The organism is Psychrobacter jeotgali (assembly GCF_904846315.1).
Taxonomy (GTDB): domain Bacteria; phylum Pseudomonadota; class Gammaproteobacteria; order Pseudomonadales; family Moraxellaceae; genus Psychrobacter; species Psychrobacter jeotgali.
The window spans coordinates 1,376,478-1,397,537 of record NZ_CAJHAF010000001.1 but is presented as its reverse complement, the minus strand read 5'-3'; the positions used below and the strand labels follow the sequence as shown (position 1 = coordinate 1,397,537).

General features: G+C 43.1%; 16 protein-coding genes and 1 riboswitch. Of the genes, 5 read left to right on the top strand and 11 right to left on the bottom strand.

Annotated elements, in window-relative coordinates; genetic code table 11:
- Positions 1-5: 5 nt before the first annotated feature.
- The 6 genes from JMX18_RS05535 to gcvT form a co-directional block, all read right to left on the bottom strand.
- Complete coding sequence (locus tag JMX18_RS05535) at positions 6-680, bottom strand: esterase/lipase family protein (RefSeq protein WP_201585460.1); 675 nt, start codon at positions 678-680, stop codon at positions 6-8.
- A gap of 103 nt (positions 681-783) precedes the next feature.
- Positions 784-1,509, bottom strand: coding sequence for an esterase/lipase family protein (locus JMX18_RS05530; protein ID WP_227674571.1), 726 nt, complete (start codon positions 1,507-1,509; stop codon positions 784-786).
- A 176-nt stretch (positions 1,510-1,685) separates the two neighbouring features.
- Positions 1,686-4,589 carry an aminomethyl-transferring glycine dehydrogenase gene (gene gcvP / locus JMX18_RS05525; RefSeq protein ID WP_201585459.1) on the bottom strand — a complete coding sequence of 968 codons (2,904 nt, stop codon included), beginning with the start codon at positions 4,587-4,589 and terminating at the stop codon, positions 1,686-1,688.
- 225 nt (positions 4,590-4,814) lie between these two features.
- A complete protein-coding gene (locus tag JMX18_RS05520; RefSeq protein ID WP_201585458.1) occupies positions 4,815-5,594 on the bottom strand; it encodes a nitroreductase family protein in 780 nt (259 codons plus the stop codon).
- Between the two features lie 270 nt (positions 5,595-5,864).
- A complete protein-coding gene (gene gcvH, locus JMX18_RS05515; RefSeq protein ID WP_201585456.1) occupies positions 5,865-6,245 on the bottom strand; it encodes a glycine cleavage system protein GcvH in 381 nt (126 codons plus the stop codon).
- Between the two features lie 118 nt (positions 6,246-6,363).
- Positions 6,364-7,542 (bottom strand): glycine cleavage system aminomethyltransferase GcvT, encoded by a 1,179-nt coding sequence (gene gcvT / locus JMX18_RS05510; RefSeq protein ID WP_201585454.1) that lies wholly within the window; start codon positions 7,540-7,542, stop codon positions 6,364-6,366.
- Positions 7,543-8,077: 535 nt separating this feature from the next.
- A riboswitch (glycine riboswitch) is annotated at positions 8,078-8,201 on the bottom strand.
- A 217-nt stretch (positions 8,202-8,418) separates the two neighbouring features.
- Between gcvT and JMX18_RS05505 the strand changes: the two genes are divergently transcribed.
- The 5 genes from JMX18_RS05505 to JMX18_RS05485 all read left to right on the top strand — a co-directional run bounded on the left by JMX18_RS05505 (position 8,419) and on the right by JMX18_RS05485 (position 13,708).
- Entirely contained in the window at positions 8,419-8,739 is a 321-nt protein-coding gene (locus JMX18_RS05505; protein ID WP_201585452.1) for a YcgL domain-containing protein, read from the top strand.
- 249 nt (positions 8,740-8,988) lie between these two features.
- Entirely contained in the window at positions 8,989-9,726 is a 738-nt protein-coding gene (locus tag JMX18_RS05500; RefSeq protein WP_227674570.1) for a hypothetical protein, read from the top strand.
- Between the two features lie 287 nt (positions 9,727-10,013).
- On the top strand, positions 10,014-10,877 hold the full coding sequence (locus JMX18_RS05495) for an AAA family ATPase (protein WP_201585450.1): 864 nt from the start codon (positions 10,014-10,016) through the stop codon (positions 10,875-10,877).
- Between the two features lie 66 nt (positions 10,878-10,943).
- Entirely contained in the window at positions 10,944-12,167 is a 1,224-nt protein-coding gene (locus tag JMX18_RS05490) for a vWA domain-containing protein (RefSeq protein WP_201585448.1), read from the top strand.
- Between the two features lie 215 nt (positions 12,168-12,382).
- Positions 12,383-13,708, top strand: coding sequence for a lytic murein transglycosylase (locus JMX18_RS05485; protein WP_201585446.1), 1,326 nt, complete (start codon positions 12,383-12,385; stop codon positions 13,706-13,708).
- 281 nt (positions 13,709-13,989) lie between these two features.
- On the opposite strand, the gene JMX18_RS05480 is transcribed toward JMX18_RS05485, so the two are convergent.
- From JMX18_RS05480 to JMX18_RS05460, 5 genes are all read right to left on the bottom strand, one after another.
- Positions 13,990-14,742 (bottom strand): YidX family protein, encoded by a 753-nt coding sequence (locus JMX18_RS05480; RefSeq protein WP_201585444.1) that lies wholly within the window; start codon positions 14,740-14,742, stop codon positions 13,990-13,992.
- Between the two features lie 132 nt (positions 14,743-14,874).
- Positions 14,875-15,888 (bottom strand): glycosyltransferase family 2 protein, encoded by a 1,014-nt coding sequence (locus JMX18_RS05475; protein ID WP_201585442.1) that lies wholly within the window; start codon positions 15,886-15,888, stop codon positions 14,875-14,877.
- A gap of 31 nt (positions 15,889-15,919) precedes the next feature.
- A complete protein-coding gene (locus JMX18_RS05470) occupies positions 15,920-17,221 on the bottom strand; it encodes a hypothetical protein (protein WP_201585440.1) in 1,302 nt (433 codons plus the stop codon).
- Between the two features lie 74 nt (positions 17,222-17,295).
- Positions 17,296-18,537, bottom strand: a complete 1,242-nt coding sequence (locus tag JMX18_RS05465) for a glycosyltransferase (RefSeq protein ID WP_201585438.1) — start codon at positions 18,535-18,537, stop codon at positions 17,296-17,298.
- Between the two features lie 85 nt (positions 18,538-18,622).
- A complete protein-coding gene (locus tag JMX18_RS05460; RefSeq protein ID WP_201585436.1) occupies positions 18,623-20,416 on the bottom strand; it encodes a glycosyltransferase family 2 protein in 1,794 nt (597 codons plus the stop codon).
- Positions 20,417-21,060 lie beyond the last annotated feature (644 nt).

Below are 21,060 nucleotides of genomic sequence, written 5' to 3'. Positions count from 1 at the left end.
ATACTCTAACGCTGAAATGCTCCATGCTTTAAGAAATGCGCGGTTTGTGCAGCTACGTTTTTATTGACCAGCATGCCAGTATGGGTGACAGGCATAATAATATGATCGCTAGCTTCTTCAAGCTGGGTTTCTGACACATAAACTGTACCATCATGGGCGAGTTGTTCTGCTGTTAATTCCTCAGCTGATTTTTTTAGTTTATGGTTATGATAGGATAAAAAGGGTTGTCCCAACCCCTTAGGTTTATTGCCAGCGATTACGCCAAGCTCTATATGTTCAGGCAAAGGCGCAACGGTTCCATCCAAAGCTTGCTCGTAAGACTTGCCTACGACTGCTGGCATAAGTTGCCAAATATAATCAGCGCAGACACTTCCAGCATGCGGCGTACCAAGCGTCACGCAGCGCCCAATCTGCCAGTGTGGATAGCTATGCACAAAATCACGAATAATCAAACCACCCAAGCTATGAGCAACGAGATATAGAGGCTGATCAGGATTATGATTGTTCTCAAGCCAACTATTTAGACGTGCGCTATTGGTTTTAATGCCATCGCGCATACTGCGGTAACCATACTGATGGGTAGCAAATCCTTGTGCCTGCAGGCGCTTTGCCATCAGGCTCATGATAAACGGCGCTTGATGTAGGCCGTGAATAAGAATTACCCGATTCTTTTTGTGCATAGTATTATCCAAAGCCGTTAACGATAATTGGTTTATTAATGAGCGATTCACAGTACTTAATATTGTTACTTAGCATCCAGTGTAATTTCAATGATTTTAAAAGCTACCTATCAAACTTGCCATGACGTATAAAGTAAGCCGTTTGCTGAGCGACCTCATCATCTATCAGCATCTCCATGTGCGAAACCGGTAGAATAATATGGTCGGCGGCATTGGGCAGCAAAGTCTCATAGACAAAAACTGCCCCATCATGCGCGCGCTCATCTACGGCTAATTTAGCCTGATGCTCATGATATATCAATACAATTTGACTAAAATTATCAGGCGCATCACCGGCAATAACCCCCATACAAATGTCTTCTTCTAGCGGCGCTATATTACCATCCAAAGATTGCTCGTACGACTTACCTATAAGGGGTGGTATTAAGTCTTTTATATATTTCGCCTTGATACTGCCGGTATGCGGGGTGCCAAGCGTTACGCAGCGTCCAATGTTCCACTGAGGATAGCGGGTAATAAAATTCCTGACTACCAGACCGCCTAAGCTGTGCCCGACAAAATTAATAGGCACCTTGGGATCGCGGTGGTCTACAAGCCAAGTATGTAAGTTGTCGCTATGCTGATCGAGGGTTTCACCTAGGCTGTCGTAATCATGCTGATAAGTAGAGAAGCCTTTACTTTGAAGTTGAGCCGCCAAAGGGCTCATGGTGCGGGCACTTTGGTGCAAGCCATGGATTAGAACCACAAAAGGTTTTGAGGGATCATAACTGCTAGAGGAATTGTCGTTACTAAGAAAAGAAGAATTAGACAGCAAAGAAGAGAGAACCACAATATGTTATTCCATTACGATGACATTTATTAATGATAAGCTAAGTTGGCTTTATCATGTCATATTATAACAACTTATGAATATTGTGCTGAATAAGGGCTTATGAAAAAGCCTTCAAACCAGTGATTTGAAGGCTAATTTATAATTTAAATACGTTTTAGATTTTACCAATCATTCTACATATAGTTCTCAATGCTTGGGCATGAGCACATCAAATTCTTATCCCCATAGACATCGTCAACCCGTCCCACACTTGGCCAGAACTTGTTGTTACGGATATAAGGCAGCGGGAAGGCAGCAATATCACGGCTATATGGATAATCCCATTCGCTACTGGTAATCACTGCCGCCGTATGCGGGGCATTCTTTAGCGGGTTATTTTCTAGTGTCCAGCCATCTTCCTCGGCTTTGGCTTTCATAGCTTCAGCTTTGATAGCTTTAAGCGCACTGATAAAGCGATCAATCTCTTCTTTAGATTCAGACTCAGTGGGCTCAATCATCAAAGTTCCCGCTACCGGGAAGCTCATCGTCGGCGCGTGGAAACCATAATCCATTAGGCGCTTGGCAATATCGCTCTCAGTAATGCCGGTCTCTTCTTTTAGCGGACGAATATCTATAATACATTCGTGCGCCACCCGGCCGTTCTTGCCCGCATAAAGGACAGGATAGTCGTCTTTGAGCTGATCGGCGACATAGTTGGCATTTAATAACGCCAGCTCGGTTGCTTTGAGCAAGCCATCACGGCCCATCATCGCAATATACATCCACGATATCGGTAAAATGCTTGCTGAACCATAAGGCGCGGCTGATACAGCTGAATAGTCGTTTTGGGCATTAAACACTGGGCTGATCGTATGGTTGGCGATAAAGGGCGCTAGATGCGCTTGCATACCGATAGGTCCCATACCCGGTCCACCGCCGCCGTGCGGAATACAGAAGGTTTTATGCAAGTTCATGTGTAGCACATCAGCGCCCACGTCAGCAGGCTGCATGACACCTACTTGGGCGTTCATATTAGCGCCGTCCATATACACTTGACCGCCGTGTTTATGGATCAAATCACAGATATGACGGATACCTTCTTCAAAAACGCCATGAGTTGAAGGGTAAGTAATCATTAGTGCGCCCAAACGCTCGCTATGCTCCTCGCATTTAGCAGTTAAGTCATCAATATCAACGTTACCGTTACCATCCGTTTTGACCACCACCACTTGCATACCCATCATCATAGCGGTAGCGGGGTTAGTACCATGTGCTGACATAGGAATCAGGCAGACATCGCGATTGGTCTCACCCAAAGACTCGTGGTAGCGGCGAATGGCCAACAGACCAGCATATTCACCAGAGGCGCCAGAGTTTGGCTGCATAGAGATCTCATCAAAACCGGTAATGGCTTTAAGCTGATCTTGTAAGCTCGCAATCATCTCAATATAACCGCCCACTTGATCGCGCGGAGCAAAAGGATGGATGTTAGCAAATTCAGGCCAAGTGATAGGCAGCATCTCGCTAGTGGCGTTAAGCTTCATGGTACAGCTACCTAGCGATATCATACTGCGGTTCATTGCCAAGTCTTTATCTTCGAGCGACTTTAGATAACGCAGCATTTCATGCTCAGTATGGTGCGAGTTAAAGACCGGATGGGTCAAGATATCATCTTTACGCAGGTGCGCGTCATCAAGCGATACCGTCGCTGTTTCAGGTAGACTATGCGACTTACTCACAAACAGCTGAGTCAAGACCTTAAAATCCTCTTCATCGCTAGTTTCACTAAAGGCAACCGCCAGCTTAGTCTCATTAATGCGCCATAAGTTGTAGCCTACATTATCAGCGTTTTCAAAGATTTGGGTCGCCATTTTCTCTGAACCGCAATCAATCACTACCGTATCGAAAAACTGCTCATGTACCACACTTAAACTATCGTTGCTATCGCTACTGTTGTTGATAATATCGGCAAAGGCGGTAGCAAAGGCATGAATACGGGTAGCAATACGCTTGACGCCAGTGGGGCCGTGATAAACAGCATACATGCCGGCTAAATTGGCTAATAATACCTGTGAAGTACAGATGTTGGAGTTGGCTTTTTCGCGGCGAATATGCTGCTCACGAGTCTGTAGCGCCATACGCAGTGCCACATTGTCTTGCGCATCTTTTGATACGCCAATGATACGCCCCGGTGCTGAGCGTTTGGCTTTATCTGAAAAAGCAAAGTAGGCGGCATGCGGGCCACCAAAGCCCATAGGAATACCGAAGCGCTGGGTGCTACCTAAAGCGATATCAGCGCCCATCTCAGCGGGCGATTTTAATAGTACCAAGCTCATAATATCGCTGACCACAGAGGTATAAGTCTTGTTTTCTTTAACGGCGCTGATGACCTCGGTTAAATCTTTGACATCGCCTTCTTTACCAACGTATTGAAATATAGCGCCAAAGTAATCCCCCGATTTTGCCAGTTCAAAATCACCAACGACGACTTCCCAACCAAAGTATTTGGCGCGAGTACGGATAACGTCTAGCGTTTGCGGATAAATGCGCTCATCAACGAAATATTTATCGGATTTACTTTTGCTTACTCGCTTTGACATTGCCATAGCTTCAGCCGCCGCAGTCGCCTCGTCAAGTAGGGAAGCACCAGCCAGCTCAAGACCGGTCAGGTCAATACACACTTGTTGAAAGTTAAGCAGCGCCTCTAGGCGGCCTTGGGCAATTTCAGCCTGATAAGGGGTGTAGGCAGTGTACCAACCTGGGTTTTCCAGCACATTACGCTGAATGACAGCAGGCATGCGCACTGGCGAATAGCCTTGACCGATATAGCTTTTGTTAACCGTGATTTTATCGGCCATAGTACGCAGTTTGGCAAGGGCGGCGTGCTCACTCATCGCTAATGGCAGATCCAAATCTTTATGCAAACGCACTGGCTCAGGGACGGTATCATCGATAAAGCTGTCCATATCACTGTAACCGATTGAGCTTAGCAGTTCGGCTTGTTTGCTATCATTAGAGCCTAAATGGCGATAGACAAACTCCGCCTCGTTAAATAAACCCTTGAAAGTATCGAATGTCGGTTGTTGAGAAATCGTCATGACAGTCCTTAATTAAGTTTATGGTAAAAGGGCTAACCCTAATAGTTTTTGACCCGTTATATAATCAGTACCGAATAAAATCGATACGTTGATATTAACGTGCTGCTGGTATAAATTTTACTTGCGTGCTGCGGCTATGCTGTTTCAATGCTGTTTCGAGGCTGCGCAAAATTCATCCCAGCAGCCCTGCATCACTTTTATAGTGAATTAACTATATTTAGCCGGTTATACGTAATGTACAAACTGGTCTTGGTTAAATCTAAATTGCGAGTTATAAATACCATTATCAGCACGCTCGCCCGCACCGATCATCATGACGATATGATGTTCATCGCCTAGACCCAGCAAGCGCTTCATGGCAGGCTCATCAAAGCCGCCCATCGGACAACTATCAAAACCATGCGCTCGCAGTGCCAACATCAGGTTTTCAGCAGCTAGTGCGGTATTATTGGTCGCCCAGTTTTTGACGTCTTCAAAAGTATAATAGGGCGATTTGATCGGGCCTTTAGCGCGTCTGAACACTTGCGTAGCGCTCCACTTGGCTGCTGATACCACATTGGCAGGGCCGCGTAAGAAGTCTAAAGCAACCACTTTGGTATAGTAATCTATGACCTTTTTGGGCACGGGTTTATCCGGATATTCTCGCAAGATTTGCTGCGCATGGTCATGCCAGATATCAGTGCGTGCGACGACAGCGATTAGACGAGCTGAGGTCTTGGCGGCATTTTGTCCCATACAGTTTTTGATGGCTTTTTTGCGTTTATGGTCGCTATCAATCACATAAAACTCCCACGGCTGCAAATTGCTAGAGTTGGGAGCCAGCATAGCTAAGCGCAGGCATTCTGCCATAACTTCATCAGGAATAGGGGTGTCCGTAAAACGGCGTACTGAGCGCCGTGATTCTACTACTTGCCGAAAGGCATCAAGCTGCGGCGTATGTTTCGGCGTGGCTAAATGAGTTTTATCCATATCGTCATTACCGTTGTTATCAGTATCAGAATTCATTGTATTATCCATGCGAGTAGCGGTAGTTTTATGCACTTTTTTCAGAAGTTATGAGTCTAAAGGCTTAAAATCATATAAATGCTTGGGTTTATTGGCGGTAAAAGGATAAAAGTTAGTTTTAAAAGAATAGAGATATACGTATTAAAGTTATAAACAATGCTTCAAGTGAGCAAGTGTACGGGGCAGTTGCAGATACCAATCGAGGTTAATATCTGCAGTTTTGCTATAAATAAATCATTTTATTTAATAAGCTTTATCAATAATTAAAAATTAAAGCTCGCTTTCGTATTCATCAGCGGTCATTAAGGCTTCGTAGTCATCCATATTGTCAGGTTTGATTCTAAAGAACCAACCTTCGCCATAAGGGTCGGTGTTGATGATTTCAGGGTCGTCTTCAAGCGCTTCGTTGATAGCAACAATCTCACCTGATAAAGGCGCATAAACATCAGAGGCCGCTTTTACTGACTCAACCACTGAGATCTCATCATCAACAGCGATAGTATCGCCGACATCAGGTAATTCAACGAATACCACGTCGCCTAGCAAGTCTTGTGCATGGTCGGTAATACCAACGGTGATGGTGCCGTCGTCTTCTAAACGTAGCCATTCATGGCTGGCAATGTACTTAAGTTCTGCTGGGATGTTACTCATGGTTTTCTCCTAAAATATAGAGGGTAGTTGAATGAACAGTATATAAAAATTATTTTGAATTGCTAGCTTGCGCAACAAAACTATTTAGCACTATTTTGCAGAAAAGGCTTACAAAAATCTATGAGTCAAATTGCTGCTGACCATTGCGTACAAAGGGCAGTTTTATAACCCGTACATCGACGAATTTGCCTTTACCGCGTAGATCAACTTGGACGCTATCTTCTTCGCTTAAACTAGCAGGAACACGGGCAATAGCAATGGAATGTTTCAGGCTAGGGGAGAAAGTACCGCTGGTAATAACACCGGTTTGCTCATTGTCCGTTCCCTGATTGATGGTAACTGCCATGCCTTCACGCAAGACGCCGCGGGCAGTGAGCAATAAGCCGACTTGTTTCATAGCGGTACTATTGTCTTTGGCTTGCTTACGTTTACTGACTAAAGCCGTGCGACCAATAAAGTCGCGCTCATCTTTTAATGCTAGCGTCCAGCCCATGTTGCACTCATAAGGACTGGTAGTTTCATCCATATCATGACCATAAAGGTTCATACCGGCTTCCATACGCAAAGTATCACGCGCGCCGAGCCCTGTGGGTTTGATATTATTAGCTTTTAATTGCTCAAAGAATGCGGGCGCATCATCGCCGTGCATAATGACTTCGACGCCATCTTCTCCAGTGTAACCCGTACGAGCGACGAACCAATCTTTGCCTTCGATCGTTGTCAAATCTGCACCGACAAAGGGTTTAAGCTCGGTTAGGATATCTGTCCAGCTAGGCTTAACTTGCGCTAGTTTTTCGACCGCTTTAGGTCCTTGAATCGCCAGCATAGCCAGCTCTGAACGCTCATCTATGCTCACCTCAAAACCTTGGGCTACTTTATTAAACTGTGCCATATCTTTATCGCGGGTAGCGGCATTGGAGACGATACGGTACTGGGTGGCGTCTTCATTCATCAAGTAAACAATCAGGTCGTCAATGATACCGCCTTCCTCATTGAGCATAGGCGAGTAGAGCGCTTTACCGACGGTTTTTAATTTATCGACGTCATTTGCGAGCAGCTTTTGGAGCCAAGCTTTGGCATCCTTGCCTTTAACATCGACGATGACCATGTGAGAGACATCGAACATCCCGGCATCGGTACGTACCACGTCATGCTCTTCTATTTGTGAGCCATAATGAATAGGCAGCTCCCAGCCAGAAAAGTCCACCATCTTGCCATCACTATCAACGTGAGACTGGTAGAGGGGAGTGCGCTTAGGGGTTTGAGTGTTATCTGCTTGAGATGAGGTATCGGTCATAACAAATCCTTATGTTTGCGTCATTATTATTGTAAATAGGTAATGGGATATATAGCTATTTAACATGACGTTTAATAATGATGGGAGATAAGTTCGCCAATAGGCAAACACGGTATTAAAGGGTAGCACGAACCATAGAGCATAAGCCAAACAGACGCTGAACGCCAGTTTAGCAAAGCCCCATCTGTCCTGTGACCTGAGATTTTCAATACGACTTCATTATCCAGCTGATATAGTTGAGTGACTTTAAAAGTGTTACCGTTCAGTGCTGCTGGTGTTCATTTTGCGCAGCCTCTGTCAGCGTAGACACAGCAAGCAAGTAAAATGGATACTAACAGCACATTTGAATCTACATAACAGTTTTACTTTCACCTGACTATATTTTAGTGAAAAAGATCGTATTTTCTCCCCTTCGGTGGGCAAACTATAATAGTTTTACCGCTCTCCAGATTTGTTATGCCTGATCGTTATCGTTTGAAAGCCTTTTTGCATGAAAAACTATGCGAATAAAAGCAGTTTGATAAACCATAATGGCATGCGTTTTTCAGTCCTTTTACCTGAGCGATTGGCAGGGTGGATGCGCCTTCGGTGGTTTAGTAGCCGCTACAGAGTCATTTATAACGCCGTATTAAGCCTAAACTCTCTCCTGAAAAACGCTTTTATTATGAAAGGTTACTGCTCTTTTTACAAGTCATCAAACGGATTAATATCAATAAATTTGCTAAAAAGGTGTTTTTGTTAACCAAAAAGAATACTTGACCTAAATTACCATAGCCAAACGTAAAGCTACTAATATTATTCAACTGAATTATGCTAGTCTATGGCATTATAAATGAAGCGTTTTATATATTTTTGTATAGATGAAAGGTTGCCTGTATGCATTGCGATATTTACAAATTCCCTAAGCACGACGATATGTATGTTTATATTGCCCGCCCTGATTATCCAGATGATACCGATGAGATTAAGGACTGGTTAGGAGTGTTGCCAAAGGACTTTCGTGCCAGTTTAGGCGCTAGTAAATTCGTTATGCATCTAGATTTAAGCGCGACTGCAAAGCTGGCTCGTGTCGATAAAGACGAGGTGCTGACAAAACTAAAATCACAAGGTTATTATGTGCAAATGCCGCCGCAAGATGTTATGCGCCGGCAAGCTGAGCTGCGTGCCCGCGAGTTGCAAGATAATAAGTACGATTAAGACTTGCTAGCAGAGTCTGTGCCCGTGATATGCATTTTAGTATAGAGTCGTGATAAACTAGCGGCTTATAAAGCGAAGCTATTTATTAGAGCAGTTGTTATTAGCGTAGTTATTATTAGCTTAGTTGTCTGTTGGTCACAGATAGGGTCTGTTATGACCTAAAGAGTTGGTGATTTACAGATATTGACAATATTAATAACTCATAAATAGCTGAGTAGGTCTATTTATAACGTAGGTGTTTGAACACGCATGGACTGGTTAAAAAGTATTTTACAATTATTACCATTAGATACCATCAGTGATATTCTTGGTGAGATTACTATTTGGTGGAGTCAGCTGGTAAAAGACGTTCCAGCGGCTGACCTACCGATGTACGCTTATATTGGTTTCACTATTATTGTCTTATTGTTGTGGCTACTAGTAGCTCGCATGTTGCCAAAGCCGCTAGGTGGTATGACTTGGATGCTGATATTTGCTGTACTACTCGCACCAAGTACTGCACTTGGTGATCCCAGTCAGATTGCACCGGCTAGTATAGCGGTGATTTATGCGCTGATGATGAAAGATACGGCGATGGCAATTAGTAATTTATTACCGATATTAGTGGTGCTGGTTGTTGGATTGTTTATTGGCTTTGTTTGGCAGCTCATACGGGGTGCCTTCGAATCTAGTTTGGATAAAGCCCGTCAACGCTCAGCTGAAGATACCAAGGCTACTATGCAGTTGACCACGGGTAATTATTTAGTACAAGATTCTGCTGTACCTAGCAATGAGATACCCGTAGCTACCCCTCAAGCCGCTCCCAAAACAGCGACAAACGTGCCTCCCAAAAAAATTAGAGAAGGTTTTTATACCAAGGACGTCAATAAAAATATAGCCGCTGAGAAAGTTGTTGCTAAAGCCAAAAATTCCAAAGCACCAGCTGTTGATCAGTCAAGCAGCAAAAAACCTGTAGCTGAGACTGAGGTCAAAGACCCTAAGTTATAATGAGCTTATTATTTTTAGACTCAGCTTTTAACTAGGGTCAACAGACCTTATAAGAAGTGCAATAAAAGACACCACTGCGTGTCTTTTTTTATGGAGCCCCTTTACTAAAAATTACTGGTTAACAATGGTAAGCTGAGTGTCAGTAAAGACGCATAAGTCGGCTGGAACTATTTCGATATAGGACTGAGCTGTGCTAGGCTTAATAACTATCTATTATTGACCACTGACTATTATTAACTACTGATATTTCATTAACTTTTCATTTTGACATCATTGAGACTTGTATTATGACCACTAACAACATCCCTAAAAAAAGCTTTACTGGTACCGACAGCTATATCGCCACTGATGATCTACAGCTAGCGGTTAATGCCGCAATGACCTTGCAAAAGCCACTATTAATCAAAGGCGAGCCGGGCACCGGTAAGACTTTGCTCGCCGAAGAGGTGGCGGCAAGTTTAGGCATGCCGCTGATTACTTGGCATATTAAATCGACTACTAAGGCGGAGCAAGGGTTATACGAGTATGACGCCGTATCACGCCTGCGCGATTCGCAGTTGGGTGATGACAAGGTCTATGAGATTGGTAATTACATCAAGCCCGGTAAATTGTGGGATGCCTTTACCAGTGAGCAGCGTAGTGTGTTATTGATTGATGAAGTGGATAAGGCCGATATCGAATTCCCAAACGATTTGCTGCATGAGCTCGATAAAATGTCCTTTTACGTTTACGAGACCGGCGAGACCATTACCGCCGAGCAGCGTCCGGTGGTGATTATTACCTCAAACAATGAAAAAGAGCTACCTGATGCCTTTTTGCGTCGCTGCTTTTTTCACTATATTGACTTTCCTGATGAACATACCATGCGTCAGATTATCGAGGTGCATTTTCCCAATATCCAAGAAAAACTGGTCAATGATGCGCTAGATGTCTTTTATAAGCTGCGTAATATTCAAGGACTCAAAAAACTGCCCTCAACCTCAGAATTGGTTGATTGGTTAACTTTATTACTTGCCGACGATATGGCACAAAACGAGCTGGAAGAAAACTTGCGCGGTGAGAAGTCCATTCCGCCGCTGTATGGTGCACTGCTCAAAAACGAAGCCGATGTGAGTTTGCTGCAGCGTTTTGCCAATATGATGCGCCGTTAAGGGTCTAAAGCTGTTTATATAGCTATTAGCTTGTTAACCACATCTGCCAATAAGCGACTTTAACTTATGTTTATAAAACTATTCTATACCCTGCGTACTTATGGCGTGCCCGTGAGCACCCGTGAGCTGCTTGACCTCAATGCCGCACTTGAGCAAGGTCTGATGATGCAGCCACATCCAGAGGACGCCAGCTTAACCACCTTTGCCAGTCGTGAGGATATGTACCGGCTGATCAGATTATGCATGGTCAAAGACGAGCGCCACTTCGATAAGTTTGATCGCGCAATGGCGGACTATTTTGAGGGTGTGGACAGCTTAGATATTGATGAATTAATGTCAAAATTGACCGATATTCCAGAAGAATGGCTGGATTTAAAGCTTGATCCCAAGAATCTAACGGAGGAGCAACGACGCCTGCTGAAAAAATACGGCTCGCTTGAGGAGCTGATGAAAGCTTTAGAGGAGCGTCTTAAAGAGCAAAAAGAGCGTCATCAAGGCGGTAGTAAATGGGTAGGCACTGGCGGCAGCTCTCCCTTTGGCGCTTATGGTGACCATCCAGAAGGCGTAAGAGTCGGCGGCGAATCCCGTAAGCGTAGCGCAGTAAAAGTTTGGGAGCAGCGTAAATATCGCAATTTGGATGATGATAATCTACTTGGTACACGGCAAATCCAGATGGCGTTACGTAATCTGCGCCAGTTTGCCCGTACCGGTAGCGCTGACGAGCTCGATATTCATGAAACTATCAAACGTACCGCCAAAAAAGGTGTGCTCGATATTCACATGCAGCCTGAGCGCCGTAATAGGGTCAAAGTGCTGATGCTCTTTGATGTGGGCGGCAGTATGGATATCCATGTTGATGCTCTAGAGAAGCTGTTTTCTGCCGCTAAAAACGAGTTTAAAACTTTAGAGTTTTTTTATTTTCATAACTGTTTATATGATTATGTTTGGCAAGATAATAACCGTCGCCATAGTAACCCGATGCCGACCTTTGAGCTGCTAAATAAATATGGCCGTGAGTATCGGGTTATCTTTGTCGGTGATGCCTCGATGTCGCCTTACGAGCTATTTTCAGTCGGCGGCAGCGTAGAGTATATGAATAAAGAGGCTGGAGTCGTATGGCTAAAGCGTGTCCTTGAACATTTTGACAAAGTCGCTTGGCTTAACCCTGAAAACCCTGCTTATTGGGACTATACCCAAACGATAGGCGAGATTAAAAAATTATTCGATGGACACATGTATCCGATGACTTTACATGGGGTCGAGGATATGACCGCTTATTTGGCACGCTAAAAGCTAAGATGTTTGGTTTTTTAATAGCTAGAAACTAGCAGAAATGATAGATAGTAATCAGCGCATTAATGTCATCGACTTTATAGTTATTTATTGCTAAAGTAATTTTCAGTTATTGTCCTTCGTATCAATAACCTAGGTTAGGCAGGTAAGCCTTTGCTAACTTTGTTCTAAATTTGACTGACTTCTCCCCGCTATAGATACTCGAGATTCTTATGATGTTAAAAAAGCACCATATCGCCCTATTACTGCCTACTCTTATGGTGGTAGGTTGTGTGAGCCAACCCACCCAAATTCAGCCTAGCAAACCGGTGCGAGGCAATGTACAGGTTACCCAAACCCAAACTATCAAGCCTAAACCTGCTCCGGTTGTTATTCAGCAACAAACCGTTATCAAACCCAAACCACCATCAACGCCAAAGCCTAGCTACAGTAGCTTTTCGGACTGGAAATCAGACTTTTCTATGCGTGCCATGGCAGCTGGTTATAACGCCTCTGACGTGCAGCGTTTGCTGGGCTCTACTTATCTAAACCAACAGGTCATCTCGTCAGACTCCAGTCAGGCTGAGTTTTCAAAAATGCCTTGGGACTATGCCGATTCTGCGGTATCAGATGGCCGAGTCAGTACGGGTAAACGCAAGTTCGCTGAGCAGCGTGGCTATTTATCAGGACTGGAATCGCAGTATGGCGTTAACGCTGAGATTATTGCCGCTATTTGGGGTATGGAATCCTCTTTTGGTGCGGTGACAGGCTCCAGTTATATCCCAAGTGCGCTGGCTAGCCTAGCTTACGATGGGCGTCGTCAAGAGTTTGCAGAGAAACAATTACTGGCACTGATATCCCTATTACAGCGGGGCGATATCTCGTGGTCACAGCTCGATGGCTCATGGGCAGGTGGGATGGGTGAGACTCAATTTATCCCGGCAACTTGGCTTGAGCAAGGGGTGGATGGTGATGGTAATGGCCATCGTAACCCTTGGTCGACAAAAGACGCTCTAGCATCAACCGCCAATTATTTGAATAATTCAGGCTGGGTACGTGGATTAGCGCCTTTTTATGAAGTGACTGTTCCGGCCTCATTTGATTACTCAACGGTGGGAACAAAAATGCCTGCTGCAAGATGGGCGTCGCTCGGTATTGATACCATAGATGATGTCTATTTAGATGCCAATACTATGATGGAGCTGTGGTTACCGGCAGGTGCAAATGGCCCTGCGCTGCTGCTAAGCCCTAACTTTGATGTGATAAAGGTTTATAACAACTCATCAAACTATGCGCTGGGAGTAAGCTTATTAGGTAAAGCTATCGCTGGGCAGAGCGGATTACGTAAATCTTGGCCACGCTATGAGCGTCCTTTATCGACCTATCAAGTGACTACTCTACAGCGCCGCTTAACTAGTGCTGGCTATGATACCAAAGGTGCAGACGGTATTATCGGTACCAATACCCGCAAAGCTTTCCAGCGTTGGCAAGCGGATAATGGACAAACGCCAGATGGCTTTATCACTCAAAGTAGCGCCTCCTCGCTAACTTCATGGTGAAGGTATTTGCTATTTCTGATTTTTCGATAACTTTCATTTAAAGGTTAGGTCATTGGATTTAAGTTTAAAAAAGCACTCATAATTGAGTGCTTTTTTGCTGTAGGGAAAGTCTGATTTATTAATGAATGTTAAGATATTTCAAGAAGGGTAAGTCCAATGCTGCTGGAATTAATTTTGCGCAGCCTCTGTCAGCGTAGACACAGCATGCAAGTAAAATTTATGCCAGCAGCATGTGGCAAAAGACATGTTGCTTTTATTTACAGTTGACTATATTGGTACTGTTAATTAGCGATGCTGTCCAATAATTGTACAGGGAAAGTCACCACATCAAAAGCGACCGCAAAAGGGAGTAGTATCAATTTTTCAGCCCCATTCCTACCACTACGAGTTACTTCATTTTGTGCGGTTCGGTTATAAAATGTCACCGTATAAGGTTTACTCAAAGCGCGGTATTTGGATTGAATCAAGCTCAAATTACTCACTTGCGGATAGATAGCGCCTTTTACTGGCACGCTAAAGCAAAAGCGCTGAGCATTCATTCGCATATCACTGGCTGACGTGCATTCTTGCCCGCCATTTTGCAAAAAGAACTGATAATCAGAGCGTTGAAACTCATCTTTTAATTTGGCATAAGACATTTTCATTTGTCCTTGGAAGTAGCCGTCGTTATTGGGCACTTCAAAGCTCATGTCATTCTCAACCTGAATATTTTTTGCAGTTAGATTGGTGAGCAGAGTGACCATTTCAGCCCCTCCTTGAACTAGGACATAGCTGTTCTTTTCGCCAACAATAACCATGTTGCCCGTCGGCAGGTTAGGTATAGGCTGTGCAGGGCGACCAAATGCGACGATTTGATCTTCAGACAGAACATTGGTTACAGTCTTTGAGCTAACGCGGTTTTCATTCTCTAGGAGCGAGCTGGTGGCACAGCCTGAACTTACTAATAAGGCTGCAATTACGGCACTGCTCATAACTGACTTAGCGATATAAGATGATTTAGTAGAGCTAGCTCTAAGCTGATTACTTTGATTCATAACAATACGTCCTTGTTTAAAGTTATTATTCATAGTTTTTTAATACTGATTCTAAAGCTATCCTACAGGGTTTAGCTAGCAATAATCTACTATTAATTTTTTACAAAATTTAGTTAGCCTATAAAGTAAGCACTACACATAAGCGGCATCAGGATAATGCGCTGCATTGATTTCAACTTCAGTAGGCTGTCTTAGAATTTCAATAGGGGTTTGTTGCTGCTCTTGCCAAGCAATCAAGCCCATTTTTGCAAAACTCTCAAGCCAGCCGCCCATTGGCCAGTGCTGCCATTTATCATAAAAGCGGTTGGCATTAATTACGATGCTAGATAAATGGTTGAGCGGAGGACGATAGACGCTGTGCTGCTGATGATAAACCACATCATTAGTCAGATAAAACGCTATATCTAAAGCACGTGCCATAAAGGCAAAATCAGTATCCTCGGCGCCATAACCGATATAACGGGTATCAAAGCCGCCAATACGTTCAAACTGCTGGCGAGATATGGCAAAGCATAGACTCCAAAATCCGCCATAATCTTCAGTTAATTGCATCTGTGTATTGCTCATATCTGTGTTTTCAGTATCTGAGCTTTTTGCTGTTTTATCACTAAAATTGAAATGATTTTTGGGCTCAAAATTAAAGCGGTAAGGATTGAATACTGATAATTCATTTAGCGTTTCAACCGCTAGCATTCCTTGTTTTAGTTGATTGCTTTCAGTAGTGTTTAGCGGTCGAGTAAGATAGCGCGGCTGTCCCATGAATAGCGCATCAGGATTTGCTTGTAGATTAGCAGCTAAGCTTTCTATAAATGTGGGAGCGGCGATACAGTCGACATCCAAAAATATCAGCGCCTCATGCGTAGCTTTGGGAGCGCCAATATTACGGTTACGCCCAATATCAAAGCCTGTTTTTGCAGAGGACAAGCTTTTATTTGCAAGCGCTTCGTTAGTAGGGATTTGGACGATATTAAGCGCATACTTTGTTAATTGATTAGGGTCAGCGTCATCGTTAACGATAATAACTTCATCAGGTTTGACGCTGCCATTATCTAAGCTACTTAGTAGATTATAAAGATGATGATTGCGCCCGTAGCAAGTGGTAATGACACTGACAGGAAAGGGTTTATTAATAGACGATAAAGTCATGGCACTCTCTTATTTTTATTACTGTTATTTTTTACCACTTCATACGCTCAGGCGTAATCTCTAAACGCGGTAATAACCAATCTTGGAACCAGTGTTTGACCCTAGAATAACTGATTAGATTGTTCATAAAATCTTGTGCTATTAAGGGGTTATCTGCATTTTTATTATCATCCGTTTCATGATTACTAGACAACGCCGCTATTATATTTTGATAAATAACTGACTCGTTATTAATGGTGGTATCGCTAGAGCCTGCCAAAGATAAGTTTATAAATTGCTCCCAGCTCAGTGCTCGACCTTGACCAATGAGCGCTTCCGCCAGTACTTGCTGTTCTTGATGCGGTCTATCCGCAGGCAAAGCTATTAGCGGGGTAGAGTGATAGTAAACTTGCGCCACGCTATTCATCCCGCACGCCATTAATAACAGCTCATTATGGATAATAAAAGGAGTCACGTCAGCAACTTCTGTAGCAATATCGACATAAGCACGCATAGCATCAGAAATAGGTCCTAATGAGATAATAAAAGCATTAGGTAGAGCTCGGCGTAGATTAGGCAATTTAGTATCGATAGCCTCATGACCGCCGTAGCCTTTGATAACGGTGACCAGCAACGGCTTATCTTTACTATTAGCAAATTGAGCACTACTTTGAGCGCTATTTTGCATAGACGCCAGTTGATCTAAACGCGGGCAAGTTTCAGTAGTATTACTAATGCCATTCGTTGACGAGGCTAAAACCTTTAAGCTTTTAATAAAGTCTTGATAGCTAATAGGTGTTACGGCTTTACTGGGCAAAAAGTCGAGATAAAAGGTTTTTTGTTGCACCCAATCAGGGGTTAATGGGGTCTCAAGACTTTTAGGGTAAGGCGCTAATAACCCAAGCGCTCCTGCAAAAGCATCTAGGTGCGCGGTATCATCACGTATGCCAGCAAGTCTTACATATAAAAAAGGAATGCTAGCGACACGGCATAACATAGCTACCTCCGCGCTAACATCAATAATCATCAAATCAATATTTCGCCGTTTGATAGCATCAAGAATTTGCCAGCTACGAGTTTGAATATCGCTGTTACCTACGGGCGAGTAGTGCAAACTCTTGGGTTGCCAATACTCCCCAGAACGTCCGGGTAACACCTCATCCATACGTTCATCTTCAGGACTTAGGCGCACTATTTGCAACTCGTCTAATGCCTCAAATTGATAAGCTTCCTTATTTAGACTGGTAAAAACCGTCAACTGCGCTCTTAATGCTAGCGGCAAAAGGGCGACTAATTTGTCCGCTTGTCGGCAATGACCTGAACCATGATGATGAGCGTAATAACCGATACGCATAGCGATAATCCCTAAAGTTGGCAGTAATTGGAATAATTAAGATGTTGTTGTATATTTGCCTACTATAATTGATCTCAGCCTGCTATTGAGAAGGGGTGCTCAGTTTGCATTAGCGTCTGGTTGTAGAGCTCAAGATAACCATTCACCATCGCTGCTACCGAACAAAACTGTTCGGCGCGATGCCTACAAGCTTGACGGGAAATATTAGCGATAGTATCAAAAGCTTGCACAAAAGCGGCTTTATCTGCCTTTTCTACAATAATACCGGTATCTTGAGTGACAATCTCAGCGCCAGCGCCCACATCGAAGCCGATAACCGGCGTACCGCAAGCTAAGCTCTCAGCGAGTGTCAAGCCGTAAGGTTCATCCCAAGTGCTGGTAAATAGCATCGCCGTTGATTGACACAGATAGTCGTTAATTTGGGACTTTGATAAGTGACCCACGTAGTTTAATAATCGCTGGCTATGATTAGTTTCTGCCTGTATTTCATCTTTTTTTAATAAAGGCGCAACCTCTTTATCAAAGTAGTCTTGATTGCTTTTTGGCCCGGCGATAACCAAACGTTTGCCAGCTGTCAGACAGTATTCCATAGCTAAATGGGTGCCTTTTTCAGGGCAAATACGCCCGTACCAAAAATAAACCTCATCCTCCACAGGATCGGTATTAGCCTTAAAGGACGCCACATCAATACCGTTATAGACCACCTGCGCGGGCACGAATTCAGCAAATAGTTGCTGCTGATGCCGACTGATAGCGGTAAACTGCGTCTGAGTGCCATGACGTAAGGTTAGTAACGCCAAGCGTAGCTGCGGAAAAATAGGCGTATGAAAAGTTGTAAAGCATCTCGCTCCAAAAGCTTGACCCACTAGCATAGGCACATGGTGCAGGCTATGATTATGCACGATATCAATCTCGCCGCGCCTATCACGAGCGATGATATCACGCATAGCATTCTGATAAGTCAGGTACTGATATAGCTCCTCACGGCTCATGCCAACCATCTCGTGCTCCGTGTCATAAACCAGCTCATCGAACATTTCACGAGTCAAAAAGGGAATCAAATCCGCTTTTGTTTGGCTATCAGCATGCGCATACAGCAGCACCTCATGACCTTGAGCTACCAATTCATCACAAATCAGCTGGGTTATCATCTCAAGACCACCAGCATAAGGCTCGGCAATAGGGTAGAGCGAGTGTGCGATAATCGCTATTTTCAGAGGACGTTGAAGGTTTTTGGTATGAATATTTGTTATAGAGTCTTTAGGTAGAACTGTTGCAGAATGAGCAAGGCTATTTTGAACATAAGTAGGTGACATACAATATTCCCTAAATAAAAGCTAGATAATAGCTCATTTAAATAAAAGTAAGCTAAATAGAAATGAATTAAAAATATACTAAAAGTCAACGAAGTTTTTGTTTTTCGACCTCTAAAGATTGTGCTACATTTTTAGCTGATTTTAGGGTATCGGCTACTAGCATTTTCTGCTTGTTAACTTGTTTGACGGTAGAGCCAGTAAGGTGATTGTTTATCTCACTAAAGCTTTTATACTTGCTTTTTTTAATAAAAGCAGGGCGATCAATAGCATCGCTAGTAGATTCTTCGCTAGGGGAGTTGTATTTATAATTAGTAAAGATTACTTGCATCGACCAAATTTTGAGGGCGCAGATAGTTAAGGATAAAACAAATAAGAGCGGCGAATATAAAGGTGAAAAAGGGGCAACTATTAACGCTGTAATAAAGTTGAGTGCTAATATCAGCTTGGGTAAAGCGCAAATATTAGCGATGAATAAAGCCCGTTTGGATTGCAAGTGTTTTTCTTTAGGGGTACAAATGAAAGGTCTATCTTGACCCCAAAGTACGGGTAACCAAGACAGTGCGCCCAATTCCCAAAAGTTTAAATGCAGTGCCCAAGAGCGCAAACGACTACCAATTCCGTTACTTTTATTAGAATTAACCTGTTTATTTAGCGGTGCTTTATCATGCAGATACGCCCACAAACGCCGCCCTAAAAACAAGGCATAAGCAGCATAAACTGCATAGAGCGGCGTAAGTAGGGTTTGCAGATTCATATTGGTGGACATAATGGCTAAGATTGCTATAAGTAGAAGCGTACAGGCGTGCATAATGATAAAAATGGCGCTAAAGTTTATCCAAGCACTAAGCTGGGATAAATGTGCGCGCATATAAGCTAATTGCTCAATAAGACCAATAGGCGGTTTATGAGCATTATTAGCTATCGAAAAATAATGATTAAGCACTTGCACATTGCCATAGATCCAGCGCTGGCGCTGAGCGATTAAATCAGGCAAAGTCGTTGGCAGTAGTCCTGTGGCAATAACTTCTGGAATAAATTGGCTACGCAAACCTTGCCGATGCATTAGCACCCCCATTTGCGCGTCCTCTGTGATGGAAGCACTCGACCAGCCGCCTAAATGCAACAAAGCATCACGTTGAATGACGGCATAAGTGCCAGTAGATAAAGCACGTTTGCGGTTAAAAGGGCGATAAAAATGATAATTAAAATAATGATTAAGCTCGCTATGGACATCCACTAACCCTGTATCACGGTAAAACTGTGGGAATTGTAGTAACGCACAATTAGGATATTGCTTAATAGCTTGCACAATGGAGTGTCGAGCGTGGGGCAGTGCTTGATAGTCGCTATCAACTACCACGATATGGGTACTGGTTGGATCCATTAACCCCAGTGCCAAATTGAGTGCGCCTGATTTGTAACCTGCCACTGCATCCACATGATAAAAGTGTACGTTAAAGCGCTCATCTAACTGCTGACAGTAATGCTCTAGCGGTTTATATTGAGCCGTATCGGTATGATTATTATCAATGATTAAGATCTCATCATCCGCTGATTTTATGGCGAGCAAAGAGCAAATAGTATCAATGACTAACTGTACCGGTTCAGCGCGAGTCATAAGCTGGAAACTGAGCTTTATTGCAGGCTTATGATTTGCAGTGCTTTTTTTATCAGGCTCAATTATGTCATGGTTTACTAAACTGTTTGGTCTCTCATTAAAATGGCTTTTTTCGAGCAGTTCGATAGCGTCTATTGGCTTAAATTTATCTTTTATAAATAATAGATTATTGGTGCTATGAGTTAATCCAAAGCTAGCAACAGTAGCACTACAGTTCAATGCTGCGCTATGCTTATGTTTAATAATATTATCAATGTTCATCACTTATCCTTAAGCTCCAATATTAATAGACATGACCACAATAGTCGGAATAAACCTCACCGAGATAGTTATATAAATTAGTATAATAAAGAATGGGTTAGGCTGTTTTTTGGCCGTAGACGTATAAATAGAATAAGATATTTGATAATTTGAATGTATAGCTAAAATGTGCCTGAACCATCCATACTGTAACGTCAAGTAATCTGCGTAAAAATGTGTGAAATTATTTAGGGTAAATGCTTATTTTTTTACGTTATCGTCTTTTAGGAGAGATTGGATTAGTAAAGGTAGTAGGGATTGAGATGAGATTATAAAAGATTCGAAAAGTCTGCCGCATGACTAAATTTGATTTAGCGTGTGACTGTATAGAACTAAATAAATGAATACCATTGCTGTTAAAACCTATTGCCTGTAATAAAGCCTTACCAAAGTCAGTTGTAATCGAGGGAAAATTCAAACCCTACATAAAAACTATTATGTAAGTGGACACAGAAGATATCTAACAAAAAACTCATAAAACTGCACCCTTAGTCAAAAATACTGCACCGCCAGTCATTTTACTTATTTGATAATTCTTTATAGTTAAATAGCTGCTCTTATCTTTACCGCTAGAAATGCTGTAAAGATAAGTGCCTTTTACAGGA